Annotated in this window: 14 protein-coding genes and 1 tRNA gene; 6 read left to right on the top strand and 9 right to left on the bottom strand. The window is 70.5% G+C overall.

Annotated elements, in window-relative coordinates; genetic code table 11:
- Positions 1-24 precede the first annotated feature (24 nt).
- Together ACWC5O_RS10930 and ACWC5O_RS10935 are read right to left on the bottom strand one after the other, a co-directional pair.
- Complete coding sequence (locus ACWC5O_RS10930) at positions 25-1779, bottom strand: SDR family oxidoreductase (RefSeq protein ID WP_450586132.1); 1755 nt, start codon at positions 1777-1779, stop codon at positions 25-27.
- A complete protein-coding gene (locus tag ACWC5O_RS10935) occupies positions 1776-2618 on the bottom strand; it encodes a M24 family metallopeptidase (protein WP_450586134.1) in 843 nt (280 codons plus the stop codon). Before ACWC5O_RS10935 ends, ACWC5O_RS10930 begins: the two co-directional genes overlap by 4 nt.
- Before the next feature lie 240 nt (positions 2619-2858).
- Between ACWC5O_RS10935 and ACWC5O_RS10940 the strand changes: the two genes are divergently transcribed.
- From ACWC5O_RS10940 to ACWC5O_RS10965, 6 genes are all read left to right on the top strand, one after another.
- Entirely contained in the window at positions 2859-3821 is a 963-nt protein-coding gene (locus ACWC5O_RS10940) for an ABC transporter ATP-binding protein (protein WP_450586430.1), read from the top strand.
- Entirely contained in the window at positions 3811-4728 is a 918-nt protein-coding gene (locus tag ACWC5O_RS10945) for an ABC transporter permease (protein WP_450586136.1), read from the top strand. Before ACWC5O_RS10940 ends, ACWC5O_RS10945 begins: the two co-directional genes overlap by 11 nt.
- The gene (locus ACWC5O_RS10950) at positions 4725-5636 is read left to right on the top strand and encodes an ABC transporter ATP-binding protein (RefSeq protein WP_450586137.1); all 912 of its coding nucleotides are present in this window, start codon (positions 4725-4727) and stop codon (positions 5634-5636) included. The genes ACWC5O_RS10945 and ACWC5O_RS10950 overlap by 4 nt, the downstream gene beginning before the upstream one ends.
- A gap of 11 nt (positions 5637-5647) precedes the next feature.
- Positions 5648-6367 carry an ABC transporter permease subunit gene (locus ACWC5O_RS10955; RefSeq protein WP_450586139.1) on the top strand — a complete coding sequence of 240 codons (720 nt, stop codon included), beginning with the start codon at positions 5648-5650 and terminating at the stop codon, positions 6365-6367.
- A 78-nt stretch (positions 6368-6445) separates the two neighbouring features.
- Complete coding sequence (locus tag ACWC5O_RS10960; protein ID WP_450586140.1) at positions 6446-6688, top strand: SGM_3592 family protein; 243 nt, start codon at positions 6446-6448, stop codon at positions 6686-6688.
- A 259-nt stretch (positions 6689-6947) separates the two neighbouring features.
- Positions 6948-7032 (top strand) — tRNA-Ser (locus ACWC5O_RS10965).
- An 81-nt stretch (positions 7033-7113) separates the two neighbouring features.
- Here the strand turns inward: ACWC5O_RS10965 and ACWC5O_RS10970 are convergent.
- From ACWC5O_RS10970 to ACWC5O_RS11000, 7 genes are all read right to left on the bottom strand, one after another.
- Entirely contained in the window at positions 7114-7917 is an 804-nt protein-coding gene (locus ACWC5O_RS10970) for an HAD family hydrolase (protein ID WP_450586141.1), read from the bottom strand.
- On the bottom strand, positions 7914-9191 hold the full coding sequence (gene serS, locus ACWC5O_RS10975; protein WP_450586143.1) for a serine--tRNA ligase: 1278 nt from the start codon (positions 9189-9191) through the stop codon (positions 7914-7916). The genes ACWC5O_RS10970 and serS overlap by 4 nt, the downstream gene beginning before the upstream one ends.
- 530 nt (positions 9192-9721) lie before the next feature.
- On the bottom strand, positions 9722-10654 hold the full coding sequence (gene pheA / locus ACWC5O_RS10980) for a prephenate dehydratase (protein ID WP_450586145.1): 933 nt from the start codon (positions 10652-10654) through the stop codon (positions 9722-9724).
- An 81-nt stretch (positions 10655-10735) separates the two neighbouring features.
- Entirely contained in the window at positions 10736-12022 is a 1287-nt protein-coding gene (efeB, locus tag ACWC5O_RS10985) for an iron uptake transporter deferrochelatase/peroxidase subunit (RefSeq protein WP_450586146.1), read from the bottom strand.
- An 8-nt stretch (positions 12023-12030) separates the two neighbouring features.
- Positions 12031-14061, bottom strand: coding sequence for a copper resistance CopC/CopD family protein (locus ACWC5O_RS10990; RefSeq protein ID WP_450586148.1), 2031 nt, complete (start codon positions 14059-14061; stop codon positions 12031-12033).
- A 13-nt stretch (positions 14062-14074) separates the two neighbouring features.
- A complete protein-coding gene (locus ACWC5O_RS10995; protein ID WP_450586150.1) occupies positions 14075-14536 on the bottom strand; it encodes a copper chaperone PCu(A)C in 462 nt (153 codons plus the stop codon).
- On the bottom strand, positions 14533-15186 hold the full coding sequence (locus ACWC5O_RS11000) for an SCO family protein (protein ID WP_450586152.1): 654 nt from the start codon (positions 15184-15186) through the stop codon (positions 14533-14535). The genes ACWC5O_RS10995 and ACWC5O_RS11000 overlap by 4 nt, the downstream gene beginning before the upstream one ends.
- Positions 15187-15242 lie beyond the last annotated feature (56 nt).

Genomic DNA, 15242 nt, shown 5'->3' on the forward strand with positions numbered 1-15242 from the left:
TTCCTCGGCGGGACACCGGAGGCTTCACAGCTTCGGCTCCACCCGCGCGATCCCCCGCAACACTCCCGGCATGAACCGCGACAGAAGATGCGCGCCTCTCGCCTCGGGTGTCACCGGTACCACCGCCTTGTTGTGGGTCACCGCGTCCAGGACGGCCTTGGCGACCTTCTCCGGTGGGTAGTTGCGCAGGCCGTAGAGGCGGGCCGAGTGCTTCTGGCGGCGGCGCTCCTCGGCCTCGTCGACGCCGGTGAAGCGGGCCGTGGAGGTGATGTTGGTGTTGACGAAGCCTGGGCAGATCGCCGTGACTCCGATGTCCTGTGCGGCCAGTTCGGCGCGCAGGCACTCGGAGAGCATCAGGACCGCCGCCTTGGAGGTGCTGTAGGCGGGCAGTGCCCGGGAGGGCTGGTAGGCGGCCGCCGACGCGATGTTGACGATGTGGCCGCCCTGGCCGCGCTCGGCCATGCGCGCGCCGAAGAGGCGGCAGCCGTGGATCACGCCCCAGAGGTTGACGTCCAGGACCCTGCGCCAGTCGTCGGTCGTGGTGGTGAAGAAGGAGCCCGACAGGCCGATCCCCGCGTTGTTGACCAGCACGTCCAGCACGCCGTGTTCGCGGTGCACCTTCTCGGCGAGCTTCTCCATGACCTGTTCGTCGGAGACGTCCGCCGTCTCCGCCCATGCCTCGGGGGCGCCGACCAGCCGGGACAGCTCGGCGGTGCGGGCGGCGGCCTCGGAGTCGCGGTCGACGGCCACCACGCGCGCGCCCGCCTCCGCGAAGGCGAACGCCGTGGCCCGGCCGATACCGCTGCCCGCTCCGGTGACCAGCACCAACTGTCCGCCGAACCGGTCCGCGTGGCGGCCGGCGGCCCTGGGCTCCGGCCGGCCGCCCTCGACGCTCGTCACGAACTCCTCGATCCAGGCGGCCACCTGGTCGGGACGCGTGCGCGGGATCCAGTGCTTGGCCGGGAGGGTGCGCCGGGTCAGCTGCGGCACCCACTGCTCCAGGTCGTCGTACAGGCGCTCCGACAGGAACGCGTCCCCCTGGGGCGTGATGAGCTGCACGGGCGCGTGTGCGAACGCGTCAGGGCGGGGCCTCAGCAGCCGCGCGCGCACGTTGTCGCGGTACAGCCAGGCGCCGTGCGCCGCGTCGGAGGGGAGGGAGGGGGTCGGGTAGTCGCCGGCGGGGACCTTCTCGGTCCGCTGGAGGATCTTCGGCCAGCGCTTGCCGAGCGGGCCGCGCCAGGCCAGTTCCGGCAGGGCGGGGGTGTGCAGCAGGTAGACGTACCAGGACTTGGCGCCCTGCCCGAGGAGCTGGCCCACCCGGCGGGGCGTGGGACGCTTCACGCGCGCGTTGATCCAGTGCCCGAAGTGGTCCAGGGAGGGGCCGGACATCGACGTGAAGGAGGCGATACGGCCCTCCGTGCGGCCCACGGTGACGAACTCCCAGGACTGCACCGAGCCCCAGTCGTGCCCGACGAGGTGCACCGGGCGGTCCGGGCTCACCGCGTCCACGACCGCCAGGAAGTCGTCCGTGAGCTTCGCCAGGGTGAAGCCGCCGCGCAGCGGCTGCGGTGCCGTGGAGCGGCCGTGGCCCCGCACGTCGTACACGACGACGTGGAAGTGGTCGGCGAGGCGGACGGCGACCTCCGACCAGACCTCCTTGCTGTCCGGGTAGCCGTGCACCAGCACGACCGTCGGCTGCTCCGGGTCACCCAGCTCGGCCACGCACAGCTCGACCCCGCCGGTGTGCACCCGGCGCTCACGCGCACCCTTCAGCGTCACTTCGCCTCCGCCCAGCGCCGCACGTGCGGCAGATCGTCGTCCAGCCAGAACGCGCTCTGCTCGGGGTCCCGGGAGTCGGTGACCACCAGGATCTCCTCGAACTTCGCGCCCGTACCCCGGAAGCCGAGGTGGGGTTCGACCGCCCACAGGCCCGGCTGCGGCGGGTGGTCGGAGAAGCGGTACGGCGACCACAGGGGCGACCAGCCCTCGCGGTGGCCGTGCAGGGCGTCGGCGGCCAGGCCCTTCAGGGACTGGGTGCCGAACCCGAACAGATGGGGTGACCAGCGGCGCTGCTTCACCCGGTCCACCTTGTGGGCGATCACGCCGAACGGGTACGCCCGGTGCCGGTTGGCGTAGCCCTGGCGGACCATGAGCCGGTCCACGTCCTCGTAGATCTCGCGCAGCGGCCGCCGTTCGCGCACCTCGCGCAGGATCAGCTCGCGGTGCGCCTCCAGGTCGGCCATCAGCCGGTCCTGCACCGGGTTGACGCCGAGGGAGCCCGAGTAGCCGATGTCGGCCGTGCATCCCTCGTACACCGGGGCCATGTCCAGGATGAACGGCATCCCGGGCTCCAGGGCGCGGTCGGTCGGGAAGAACTGCAGCGGGATGCGGAAGTTCACGAACGCCGTGCGGTCGCCGAACCAGGCGAAGGGGAGGTGGAACCAGTCCCGCACGCCCCGCTCGCGCAGCCACTCGCGCTGCATCCGCGCCGCCTCGCGCTCGGTCACACCCGGTTCGAGGCGTGCCGCGACCGCTTCCGCGCATTCGTAGGCGAGGCGCTGCACCCGCCTGAACCCCTGCAACTCCACGGAGAGTTCGCTGCTCACTGCCGTCGTCATGCCGCCCCGTCCCGTCGACTGCGGTACGCGTCCGTAACTTGACACTGGTGAATGTGACAGTTGTTAGAGGCGGCGTCAACAGGCGGGGATCAAGGCTGTGGACAACGCTCGGTGTGCGACTGTGGATAACTCTCAGGCAGGGGATCCCTCAGGGCCCCGTAATACTCGAGTCTGACGCGAAGACGGCTCTGAGGTCTGACGACCGGCGTGGTCCGGATCACTACGGTCGATGACGTGACTGTGATCGCGACCGAAAGCCTGAGCAAGCGGTTCCCCCGGGTGACCGCGCTCGACCGGCTGTCCGTGGACATCGGACCCGGTGTGACCGGACTCGTCGGAGCCAACGGCGCCGGCAAGTCCACCCTGATCAAGATCCTGCTGGGTCTGTCCCCCGCCACGGAGGGCCGCGCCGAGGTGCTCGGCCTCGACGTGGCCACCAAGGGCGCCGCCATCCGCGAACGCGTGGGCTACATGCCGGAGCACGACTGCCTGCCGCCCGACGTCTCGGCCACCGAGTTCGTCGTCCACATGGCCCGCATGTCCGGCCTGCCGCCCACCGCGGCACGCGAGCGCACCGCGGACACCCTGCGCCATGTAGGCCTGTACGAGGAGCGCTACCGTCCCATCGGCGGCTACTCCACCGGCATGAAGCAGCGCGTGAAGCTCGCCCAGGCCCTGGTGCACGACCCCCAGCTGGTCTTCCTGGACGAGCCGACCAACGGCCTCGACCCGGTCGGCCGCGACGAGATGCTCGGCCTGATCCGCCGCATCCACACCGACTTCGGCATCTCGGTCCTGGTCACCTCCCACCTGCTGGGCGAGCTCGAGCGCACCTGCGACCACGTCGTCGTCGTCGACGGCGGCAAGCTGCTGCGCTCCAGCTCCACCACCGACTTCACCCAGAGCACGGCGACCCTCGCGATCGAGGTCACCGACAGCGACGAACACCCGGACGGCACCCGCGCGGTCCGTGAGGCGCTCCACGCGCGCGGGGTGGACACCCACGACAGCAGCGGCCTCCCCGGCGCCGGGCACATCCTGCTGCTCACCGCGCAGGGCGAGGAGACGCACGACCTGGTGCGCGACACCGTCGCCGACCTGGGCCTCGGTCTGGTGCGCATGGAGCAGCGCCGGCACCACATCTCGGAGGTCTTCACGAGCGAGGAAGAGCAGCGGAAGGAGACTGTCGGCCATGGCGGTTGAGCAGCCCATGCGGACACCCGTCACGCTGCCGGGTGACCAGACCCGGATCCACAACATCGGCTACCGCAACTACGACGGCCCCCGCCTCGGCCGTTCCTACGCCACCCGCTCGCTCTACTCGCAGTCCCTGCGCGGCGCGTACGGCCTCGGCCGCTCGGTCAAGTCCAAGGTGCTGCCGATGCTGCTGTTCGTGGTGATGTGCGTGCCGGCGGCCATCATGGTCGCCGTCGCGGTCGCCACGAAGGCGAAGGACCTGCCCGTCGACTACACGCGCTACGCGATCATCATGCAGGCCGTCATCAGCCTGTACGTCGCCTCGCAGGCGCCCCAGTCCGTCTCGCGCGACCTGCGCTTCAAGACCGTGCCGCTGTACTTCTCGCGGCCGATCGAGACCGCCGACTACGTGCGCGCGAAGTACGCGGCGCTGGCCTCCGCGCTGTTCGTCCTCACCGCGGCCCCGCTGCTCGTGCTCTACATCGGCGCGCTGCTGGCCAAGCTCGACTTCGCCGACCAGACCAAGGGATTCGCACAGGGAATCGTGTCCGTGGCACTGCTCTCGTTGCTCTTCGCCGGCATCGGTCTGGTCATCGCCTCGGTGACCCCGCGGCGCGGCTTCGGCATCGCGGCCGTCATCGCCGTCATGACGATCTCCTACGGGGCGGTCTCCACGCTCCAGGCCATCGCCGAGGCGCAGAACAGCACGGGCGCCATCCCCTGGATCGGCCTCTTCTCGCCCGTCACGCTCATCGACGGAGTGCAGTCCGCGTTCCTCGGCGCGAGTTCGTCGTTCCCCGGAGCGGTCGGACCCACCGACGGGGAGGGCGTGGTCTACGTCCTCGCCGTCCTGGGCCTCATCGCCGCCAGCTACGGCCTCCTCATGCGCCGCTACCGGAAGGTGGGACTGTGACCACGCTCTCCATCGACCACGTCTCCCGCTGGTTCGGCAACGTGGTCGCCGTCAACGACATCACCATGACCATCGGCCCCGGTGTCACCGGCCTGCTCGGCCCGAACGGCGCCGGAAAGTCCACCCTCATCAACATGATGGGCGGCTTCCTTGCCCCCTCCACCGGCACCGTCACCCTCGACGGACAGCAGGTGTGGCGCAACGAGGCCATCTACAAGCACATCGGCATCGTCCCCGAGCGCGAGGCGATGTACGACTTCCTCACCGGCCGCGAATTCGTCGTCGCCAACGCCGAGTTGCACGGCCTGGGCGCGAAGGCCGCCGGGCGGGCCCTCGCCACCGTCGAGATGGAATACGCGCAGGACCGCAAGATCTCGACGTACTCCAAGGGCATGCGCCAGCGCGTGAAGATGGCCAGCGCCCTGGTGCACGACCCGTCGCTGCTCCTGCTGGACGAGCCCTTCAACGGCATGGACCCGCGCCAGCGCATGCAGCTCATGGAGCTGCTGCGGCGCATGGGCGACGAGGGCCGCACGGTGCTGTTCTCGTCCCACATCCTCGAAGAGGTCGAGCAGCTCGCCTGGCACATCGAGGTCGTCGTCGCCGGGCGGCACGCGGCCAGCGGCGACTTCCGCAAGATCCGCCGCCTGATGACCGACCGCCCGCACCGCTACCTGGTGCGCTCCAGCGACGACCGCGCGCTCGCGGCCGCGCTGATCGCCGACCCGTCGACGTCCGGCATCGAGGTCGACGTCACCGAGGGCGCCCTGCGTATCCAGGCCGTCGATTTCGGCCGCTTCACCGTCCTGCTGCCCAAGGTCGCCCGCGACCACGGCATCCGGCTGCTCACGGTCTCGCCGTCCGACGAGTCCCTCGAGTCCGTCTTCTCGTACCTGGTCGCGGCGTAGGAGGCCGAAAGATGTACGACCCCACAGTCGCCCGGCTCACCTACCGGGCCCTGCTCGGCCGTCGCCGGGCCCTCATCCTGGGCGCCCTGCCGCTCCTGCTGATCGCGATCTCCGTCGTCGTCCGCGGCCTCGCGGGCGCCGACGACCAGACGGCCGCCGACCTGCTGGGCGGGCTCGGGCTCGCCACGATGGTGCCGATCATCGGCGTCATCGCGGGCACGGGCGCGATCGGCCCGGAGATCGATGACGGCTCCGTCGTCTACCTGCTGGCCAAGCCGGTGAAGCGCCCGACGATCATCTTCACCAAGCTGATCGTGGCGGTCGCCGTGACGATGGTGTTCTCGGCCCTGCCGACGCTCATCGCGGGCTTCATCCTCAACGGCAACGGTCAGCAGATCGCCGTCGCCTACACGGTGGCCGCGCTGGTCGCGTCGATCGCCTACGCGGCGATGTTCCTGCTGCTCGGCACGGTGTCCCGGCACGCGGTGGTGTTCGGTCTCGTCTACGCCCTCGTCTGGGAGGCCCTGTTCGGCTCCCTGGTGTCCGGCGCCCGCACCCTGAGCGTCCAGCAGTGGTCGCTCGCCGTCGCCCACAAGGTGGCGGGCGGGGACCTGGTGACCTCGGACGTCGGGCTGCCCACGGCGACGGTCCTGCTGGTCGTGGTCACCGTGCTCGCCACCTGGTACGCGGGCCAGAAGCTGCGGTCGCTGACGCTCGCCGGCGAGGAGTGACAGGTCCCGGTCCTGACGGGGGCTTCACCTCGGGCCGGGCACACTGGGCAAAGCGGATGTTCGGCTGGGAGGCCGCAGATGGCAGAGGAGATCCCGCAGCACGAGGGACGAGGGCGGTCCGGCGGTGACGTCTGGGACGAGCTGGTCCTGGACGAGGACTTCGTGCGGGCCGCCGAGACCTCCGAGCCGTCCGCCCGGGCCCGGATGCTCGCCGCCCGCTGGCGCGGCGAGGAGCCGGAGCCGCAGCCGTGGCGGTCCGACGACCCGCCGGCGGGCTGGTTCTTCAGCAGGGCGCGCCGGCGCAGGTGGCGCCGCCGGTAGCGGCGGCCCCCGGCTAATTCAGTGGCGCCCAACCCGGTGGCGGGGCACAGTGGTTGTGCCCCATCCGCCGGGAGTGTCCCGGCGCCGCGTTCTGGGAGAGGAGTTGGGCGATGTCCATGCACGGCAGTACGTCCAGCTCCCTTCAGGGCAGCCTGAGCCGGGCTCCGGAGTGATCCCTACCCCTCCGTAGAGCTCATGGGAGCTGCCCGGGGCGGCCGCTTCGAGCACGCGATGTGTCTCTCGCGTGGGCCGCCCACCCGGAGGATTGGCCGAGTGGTAAGGCACCGGCTTGCTAAGCCGTGGTCGGGGGCGACCCCGCGCACGTTCGATCCGTGCATCCTCCGCGAGACGTTGTCACTGGGACTTGGCCGGGTTTCAGGGCTGGGCCACCCACAGCGGTTGCGCAGCGGCCGCCCGTCCCCGGCTCAACCCAACAACCGCTCCAGCACCACCGCGATCCCGTCCTCCTCGTTGGAGGTCGTGACCTCGTCCGCCACCGCCCTGAGCTCGTCGTGGGCGTTGGCCATCGCCACGCCCCGGGACGACCAGGCGAACATCGGGACGTCGTTGGGCATGTCGCCGAAGGCGATGGTGTCGGCGGCCTTCAGGCCCAGGCGGCGGGCCGCCAGGGACAGGCCCGTGGCCTTGGACAGGCCGAGGGGCAGCAGCTCCACGATGCCCTCGCCCGCCATGGCGACCGTGACGAATCCGCCGGCCGCCCGGCGGGCCGCCTCCGCCAGCTCGTCGTCGCCCAGCGTCGGATGCTGGATGTAGATCTTGTTCAGCGGGGCGGTCCAGAGGTCGGACGCGTCCGTGAAGGGGGTGGCGGGAAGGGCGCCCGAGACCGCGTAGCCCGGCCCCACCAGCACCTTGCCGTCCAGGCCGTCCTGGCTCGCCGCCACGCACAGCGGGCCCACCTCGGCCTCGATCTTCGCCAGGGCCACGCCCGCCAGCTGCCGGTCCAGGGTGACGGACGTCAGCAGGCGGTGCTGCCCGGCGTCGTACACCTGCGCGCCCTGGCCGCAGACGGCGAGGCCGTCGTAGCCGAGGTCGTCGAGGATGTGCCGGGTCCAGGGGGCCGCACGGCCGGTGACGACGATGTGCGCCGCGCCCGCCGCGGTGGCCGCGGCGAGCGCCTCACGGGTGCGCTGCGAGACCGACTGGTCGGAGCGCAGGAGCGTCCCGTCGAGGTCGGTGGCGATGAGTCGGAACGGGAATCCGGCGCTCACTTGGCGACCGGCTCCAGGACCTCCCGGCCGCCGAGGTACGGACGCAGCACCTTGGGCACGTACACGGAGCCGTCGGCCTGCTGGTGGTTCTCCAGGATCGCCACGATCGTGCGCGGTACGGCGCACAGCGTGCCGTTGAGCGTGGCCAGCGGCTTGACCTGCTTGCCGTCACGGACGCGGATCTGCAGCCGGCGGGACTGGAACTCGGTGCAGTCCGAGGTCGAGGTCAGCTCGCGGTACTTGCCCTGGGTCGGGATCCACGCCTCGCAGTCGTACTTACGGGAGGCCGAGGCGCCGAGGTCGGCGGAGGCGACGTCGATCACCCGGAACGGCAGCTCCAGCGAGGTCAGCCACTGCTTCTCCCACTCCAGCAGGCGCTTGTGCTCCTGCTGCGAGTCCTCGGGAGCGACGTACGAGAACATCTCGACCTTGTCGAACTGGTGCACGCGGAAGATGCCTCGCGTGTCCTTGCCGTGCGAGCCGGCCTCGCGGCGGAAGCACGGGGAGAAGCCCGCGTAGCGCAGCGGCAGCCGGTCGGCGTCGATGATCTCGTCCATGTGGTACGCCGCCAGCGGGACCTCGGAGGTGCCGACCAGGTACAGGTCGTCCTTGTCGAGGTGGTAGACGTCCTGGGCCGCCTGGCCGAGGAAGCCGGTGCCGGCCATGGACTGCGGGCGCACCAGCGCCGGGGTGAGCATCGGCGTGAAGCCGGCCTCGGTGGCCTGCGCGATCGCCGCGTTCACCAGGGCCAGCTCCAGCAGGGCGCCGACACCGGTGAGGAAGTAGAAGCGGGAGCCGGAGACCTTGGCGCCGCGCTCGACGTCGATCGCGCCGAGGATCTGGCCCAGTTCCAGGTGGTCCTTGGGCTCGAAGCCCTCGGCGCCGAAGTCGCGGATCGTGCCGTGCGTCTCCAGCGTGACGAAGTCCTCCTCGCCGCCGACGGGCACGTCGGGGTGGACGAGGTTGCCGAGCCGGAGCAGCAGCTGCTGGGTCTCGGCGTCGGCCGCGTCGCGCTCGGCGTCGGCGGCCTTGACGTCGGCCTTCAGCTGCTCGGCACGCGCCAGCAGCTCGGCTTTCTCGTCGGCGCCGGCCTTGGGGATCAGCTTGCCGAGCTGCTTCTGCTCGGCGCGCAGCTCGTCGAAGCGGACGCCGGAGGACCTGCGCCGCTCGTCGGCAGACAGGAGGGAGTCGACGAGCGCGACGTCCTCTCCACGGGCGCGCTGGGACGCGCGCACACGGTCGGGGTCCTCACGAAGCAGGCGAAGGTCAATCACGGGGCCAAGGCTACCGGTGCGAGCTCCCAGGCCACGACTCACTATTGCGACTCACGCCTTACGTGCCGTTATGGGGTAATTGCGCAGAGTGTCGAGGCGTGTCAATGAAAGCCGTCTCATTCCCTGGAACGAGGCAGTCGGCCGACCCCTGGTTGACTTGATTCCCTTGTGGAGAGCGGGACTTGGCGGGCCCGTTGTCCACAGGAATCCGCATGTCGGGAAGAGTTATCCACAGGCTGTGCGGAAAGTCTGTGGACTTCGGAATTGATCACTCCGGAAGTTCCGCCCGGACTGAAGAATTCCCGGTTCAAACAGGGGTGACACCCACTTTCGGGTGGAAAGGGGTCGCTCCAAAAGATGAACCAAAGGAAACGAGTGGACGAAGGGTGACCTGCCGGGCGGTGGCCGCAATTGGGACGTCCAGGGCGATTTGTCGACCGGATGACGCTCTCTTGTCGACTTGTCCCCAGGTCGAGAAGCGGACCTGTGGATAACTTCTGTGGATAACGAAGATATGCAGGTACGACTGGCTAGAACCGGCCGTCCTGGCAGCGCGCGACCCAGTCCGCGGCCCCCACGAACTCCTCGTCCGAGGTCCCCGGCAGCGTGGCCCGGGCCTCGCCCGGCTTGATGTCCGCGCGCGGATAGGAACCGAGGAAACGAACCTGCAGGCAGATCCGCTTCAGCCCCATCAGTGCCTCGGCCACCCGCCGGTCGGAGATATGGCCCTCGGCGTCGATGCAGAAGCAGTAGTTGCCGATGCCGGCACCGGTCGGCCGGGACTGCAGCAGCATGAGGTTGATGCCGCGGGTGGCGAACTCGCCGAGCAGGTCACGCAGGGCGCCGGGGTGGTCGTCCCGCTGCCACAGCACCACCGAGGTCTTGTCGGCACCGGTGGGCGCGGCGGGCCGGGCCGGGCGGCCGACCAGCACGAACCTGGTCTGCGCGTTCTCCGCGTCATGGATGCCGGTCTCCAGGGCCTCGAGGCCGTACCGGGCGGCGGCGAACTCGCCCGCGAACGCGGCGTCGTACTGGCCCTCCTGGACCAGCCGCGCGGCGTCCGCGTTCGAGGCGGCCGACTCCCAGTGGACGTCCGGGAGGTTCTTCTTGAGCCAGTTGCGGACCTGCGGCTGGGCGGCCGGGTGCGCGGAGACCGTCTTGATGTCGGACAGTTTCGTGCCCGGGCGGACCAGCAGCGCGAAGGTGATCGACAGCAGCACCTCGCGGTAGATCATCAGCGGCTCGCCCGCGACCAGCTCGTCCAGGGTGGTGGTGATGCCGCCCTCGACGGAGTTCTCGATCGGTACGAACGCGGCCTCGGCCTCGCCGGCCCGCACCGCGTCCAGCGCGGACTGCACCGACACGTACGGGATCAGCTCGCGGGTGGCCGCCTCCGGAAGCGTGCGCAGGGCGACTTCGGTGAAGGTGCCTTCGGGACCGAGATACGCATAACTCGCTGGCATGTCCTCACCCTAATGGTCGCAGGCGAGCGCGGCCCTCGTGTCTCGCGGTCGCCACTCGACCGGGTGGTTTGAAACCCGGAATCACCCCTCCAGCAGCTGCTGCCCCACGTACTCTCCCTCGGCCGCACCGCCGGGCACCGCGAACAGACCGCTCGACTCGTGCCGGATGTACGTCGACAGCGCGTCCCCGCGGTCGAGCTTGCGCTGCACCGGTACGAAGCCGCGCAGCGGGTCCGCCTGCCAGCAGACGAACAGCAGCCCCGCGTCCGGCGTCCCGTCCGTGTCGATGCCGTCGTGGTAGGAGAACGGGCGCCGCAGCATGGCGGCGCCGCCGTTCCGGTCGGGCCTGGTGATCCGGGCATGGGCGTTGACCGGGACGACGTACTGGCCCTTGGCGTCGGCCTTCTCCAGGTCCATCGGGGTCGTCTCGGTGCCTCCGGACAGTGGCGCCCCGTCGGCCTTCCGGCGCCCGATGACCGCTTCCTGGGCCGTGAGCGACAGCTTCTCCCAGTCGTCGAGGAGCATGCGGATCCGGCGTACGACGGCGTAGGAGCCGTTCGCCATCCACGCGGGCTCTCCCGAGGCGGGCACGAATATCCGTTTGTCGAAGTCGGCGTCGGCCGGCTTGGGGTTGCGGGTGCCGTCGAGCTGGCCCATGAGGTTGCGGGCCGTCATGGGGTGGGCGGTGGCGCCGGGGGTGCGGTTGAAGCCGTTCATCTGCCAGCGGACCCGGGCCGCACTGCCTGCGTCCTTCTGGATCGCGCGCAGCGCGTGAAAGGCGACCAGGGCGTCGTCGGCGCCGATCTGCACCCACAGGTCGCCGTCGCTGCGTGCCTTGTCCAGCTGGTCGGAGGAGAAGTCGGGCAGCGGGTCGAGGGCGCCCGGCCGCTGCTTCTCCAGACCGGTCCTGCCGAAGAAGCTGTGGCCGAAACCGAAGGTGATCGTCAGCGCGGACGGACCCGCGTCCCGAGCCACATAGGTGTCGTCGTGCGGCGCCGCCTCGCCCGCCATGAGCCGCTCGGCCGTCGCCGACCAGCGGCGCAGCAGGGCCGCCGCCTCCTTGCGGCCCGCGCCCGCCGCCAGATCGAAGGCGACGAGGTGGCCGCGGGCCTGCAGTCCCTCGGTGATGCCGGGCTGATGTTTCCCGTGAAACATCGCCCGGTCGGAGCCCACCGAGGTCAGCGGGGTGGTGGCCTGGGCGGGCGCGGCCGCGTAGCCCACGGCTCCGCCGGCCGCGCCGAGCACGAGCCCGGTGGCCCCGGCGGTGCCGATCAGCGCGCGCCGGGAGATGCCGTGGCCGCCGTCGGTGGCGGGCTCCCGCACCGCGGACTCGGGCGTACGGGCCTGGGGAAGGGACTGGTCGGGCATGGTGGGGTTCAGCCGATCTGCGCGTTCTTGGAGACGGTCACCTGGTCGATGTCGGAGGTCCGCACGGTCACGGCGATCTTCCAGTCGCCCGCCATGGGGATCTGCACGCTGCTCGCCGACCAGCGGCCGGTGGTGATGTGGTCGGGGGCCACCGGAAGCGGCCCGATCTTCTTCGCCGTGAGGGTGAAGGCGACCTTCACCTCGGGGATGTCGAAGGCGCGCCCGTTGGGCCGCTGGACGTAGACGTGCATCTCGTTGCCGCCCACGCGCGCGGGGTCGAGGTCGACCCGTACGAGGCCCTTGCCGTCGGTGCCGCCGGTGTCGAAGGGCATGTCCAGGGTCAGCGTGCCGGAGGAACTCGACGACGAGGACGACGAGGACGAGGAGGACGAGGAGGACGACGTGGCCGCCTTGGCCTCCTGCTCGGTGCGGCCCGGCTCGGTCTGGGTGAGCCAGGTGGTGACGGCGAGCAGCACGACCGCGACGCCGGCCTCGGCGAGCACCGAGCGGCGCAGACCGAAACGGTTCGTGTCGGCGTCCCGCAGCCGCTTCTGCCGGGCGGTGTCCACCGCGGCCCGCTGCCGGGCGAGTTGGGCGGCGCGCTTGTCGTCACCGCGGACGCCACCCTTGCCGGTGTCCTTGTCGCTGCCCTTGCCGGCTGCCTTCGACGCGGAGACGTGCTCCTTCTCGCGCTCCTTGGCGCGCTCCTTCTCGGGCTGCTTCGCCTTCTTGGCGGCGGTGACCGTGTCCGTGACGTCCGCCAGTCGTCCCGTCCACCGCCGCGAGATCCACGCGATGCCCAGCAGCAGCGCCACCAGCCCGATCTTGACCAGCAGCAGCTGCCCGTACCGGGTCTCGGTGAACGCGGACCAGGAGCCGAGCTGGCGCCAGGACTGGTAGGTGCCGGTGGCGACCAGGGTGAGGACGGAGCCGAACGCGACGCGGGAGAACCGGTGGACGGCGGCGGACTCGATCGGCGTGTCCGCGGGGGCCCGGTACAGAGCCACGAGCAGGGCGGTCAGGCCGCCCAGCCAGGCGGCGACGGCCAGCAGGTGGAGGACGTCGACGGGCATGGCGATGCCCGGCTGGAGCCCGGTGGAGGCGTGCTCGGCCATGGCCCAGCTCGCCGCGAGCCCGGCGGCCACGACCACTCCGCCGATCGCGAGCCCGAAGGTCAGGTCGCGCTTCTCCTCGCCCTCCTCCCTGGAATCAGGCAGTCGGCGCGCAGCGTCGTCGTTCAGGGTGGTGGCGGGTGACGTGCGGGCGTAGGCGCCGAAGAGGACGGTGATGAACAGCGCGGCGGCGGCGAGCAGCAGCAGCCGGGAGACCAGCGCGGCGCCGGTCTTCGTCTGCAGCACCTGGCCGAGCAGGTCGAGATCGAAGACGTCCCCGAACTTCCCCGAGGAGGTGTAGGAGCCGCGCAGGAGCAGCAGCCACAGGGTGGCCGCGGTGAGCGCGAGCCAGCCGCCGACCACGAGCCGCTGCAGGGCCCGTACACCCGAGCCGCGCTGCCAGCAGGCCAGCACGAAGGCGGTGCCGCCCGCCAGCACGATGAAGCCGGCGTACGAGACGTACCGTCCGAACGCGTAGAGCCAGCCGACGGCTGTGTCGTTCGCCGCGGTCCCGACCCCGGAGACGACGGTCTGCGAGGGCGCCCCGATGGAGAAGGTGTAGGCGCCGGAGACGGGGTGGCTGTCCGCCGAGACGACCTGGTAGGCGACCGTGTAGGTGCCCTTGGCCAGGCCGCTCTTCAGCTTCACCGCGTACGTCGTGCCGCTCACATTCGTGGGCGAGCCCACCTCGGCCTTCTCGCCCTTGGGGTCGAGGACCTGCAGCGAGTCGTCGTTCATCGCCACCTTCTCGGAGAAGGTGAGCGACACCTGGGTGGGCGCCTTGTCGACCACCACCCCCTGTGCGGGGTCGCTGCCGGTCAGCGCGGCATGCGCGGAGGCCGGCCCGGCGCCCGCCAGCAGCACGCCGGTGACGGCGAGAAGCAGCAGCACCAGGGTCCGCAGGCGGGGGGCGATGGTCCGGATCAAGGTGGTCCCTCCCTCAGTGGCCGGTCGACGGGTTGTACGTGGCGGACTTCACCGGCATCTCGACGGTGAGGGGCCCGGACTTGGCGAAGGTGAGCTTCAGGGTGACCTGCTGCCCCTGCTCCGGCCTGCGCTTCAGCTTCTCGAACATCAGATGGTTGCCACCGCTTTTGAACACGAGTTGACCATGCGCCGGGACGGCGAAGGAGGTCTTCTCCTCCATGGCCCCGCCGACGGTGCTGTGCATGGTGACCTGGCCGGCGACGTCGCTGGTGACCGAGGTCAGCTCGTCCTTCGCGCCGCCCTTGTTGGTGATCGTCAGGAACCCGGCGGCCATGTCGGCGGAGACCGGCCGGGGCATGTAGGGCGAACTCACCGACAGCTCGGTCTTCGAGGAGCCGGAGCCGGTGCCGGTGCCGCAGCCCGTGAGGGCGAGGGCGCCCGCGAGTGCGGCCGCGGTCAGGACGGCACGCCTCACGGCTTGACTCCCTTGACGAGCTTCGGCAGGTCCTTGGTGTAGTCGTCGACCGTGGCGTCCTCGCCGTAGAGGACGTAACCTCCGTCGGTCTTCGGCGAGAACGCGATGACCTGGGTGCCGTGCACCGAGACGACCTTGCCGTTCTTGTCCTTCTTCGTCGGCTCGATGGAGATGCCGAGGGCGCGGGCGCCGGCCTGGATGGTGGAGAAGTCGCCGGTCAGGCCGATGAACTGGGTGTCGATGCCCTTGAGCCACTTGCCCAGTTCGGCGGGGGTGTCGCGGTCGGGGTCGGTGGTGACGAAGACGACCCTGAGGTCGTTCTGCTCGGCCTTGGGCAGCGCCTTCTTGGCGACGGCGATGTTGCTCATCGTCGTCGGGCAGACGTCGGGGCAGTGCGTGTAGCCGAAGTAGACCAGGGTCGGGTGGCCCTTGGTCTCGGCACGCAGGTCGTACTTCTTGCCGTGCGTGTCCGTGAGGACCAGGTCGGGCTTCTCGAACGGCTGGTCGAGGATGGTCGCGGCCTTGCCCGAGTCGGTCTCCTCGGAGACCACGGCGACGGGCGACTTTCCGTCGTCACCGCTGCCGCAGGCGGAGAGGGTCAGGGTGGCGGCGGCGAGCAGCGCGGCCGCGGCGAACGTCTTCTTGCGCATAGAAAAATGTCCCAGATGTGAGAACTCCGGTGCGCACCGGGGTCGTACGACAGCCT

Source organism: Streptomyces sp. NPDC001450 (assembly GCF_053597295.1).

Excerpts from the sequence above, each read along its gene's own strand:
- ACWC5O_RS10960 (WP_450586140.1), top strand. The coding sequence starts at position 6,446 with ATGGCAGAGGAGATCCCGCAGCACGAGGGACGAGGGCGGTCCGGCGGT.
- ACWC5O_RS10945 (WP_450586136.1), top strand. The coding sequence starts at position 3,811 with ATGGCGGTTGAGCAGCCCATGCGGACACCCGTCACGCTGCCGGGTGAC.
- ACWC5O_RS10935 (WP_450586134.1), bottom strand. The coding sequence starts at position 2,618 with ATGACGACGGCAGTGAGCAGCGAACTCTCCGTGGAGTTGCAGGGGTTC.
- efeB (WP_450586146.1), bottom strand. The coding sequence starts at position 12,022 with ATGCCCGACCAGTCCCTTCCCCAGGCCCGTACGCCCGAGTCCGCGGTG.
- ACWC5O_RS10955 (WP_450586139.1), top strand. The coding sequence starts at position 5,648 with ATGTACGACCCCACAGTCGCCCGGCTCACCTACCGGGCCCTGCTCGGC.
- ACWC5O_RS11000 (WP_450586152.1), bottom strand. The coding sequence starts at position 15,186 with ATGCGCAAGAAGACGTTCGCCGCGGCCGCGCTGCTCGCCGCCGCCACC.
- pheA (WP_450586145.1), bottom strand. The coding sequence starts at position 10,654 with ATGCCAGCGAGTTATGCGTATCTCGGTCCCGAAGGCACCTTCACCGAA.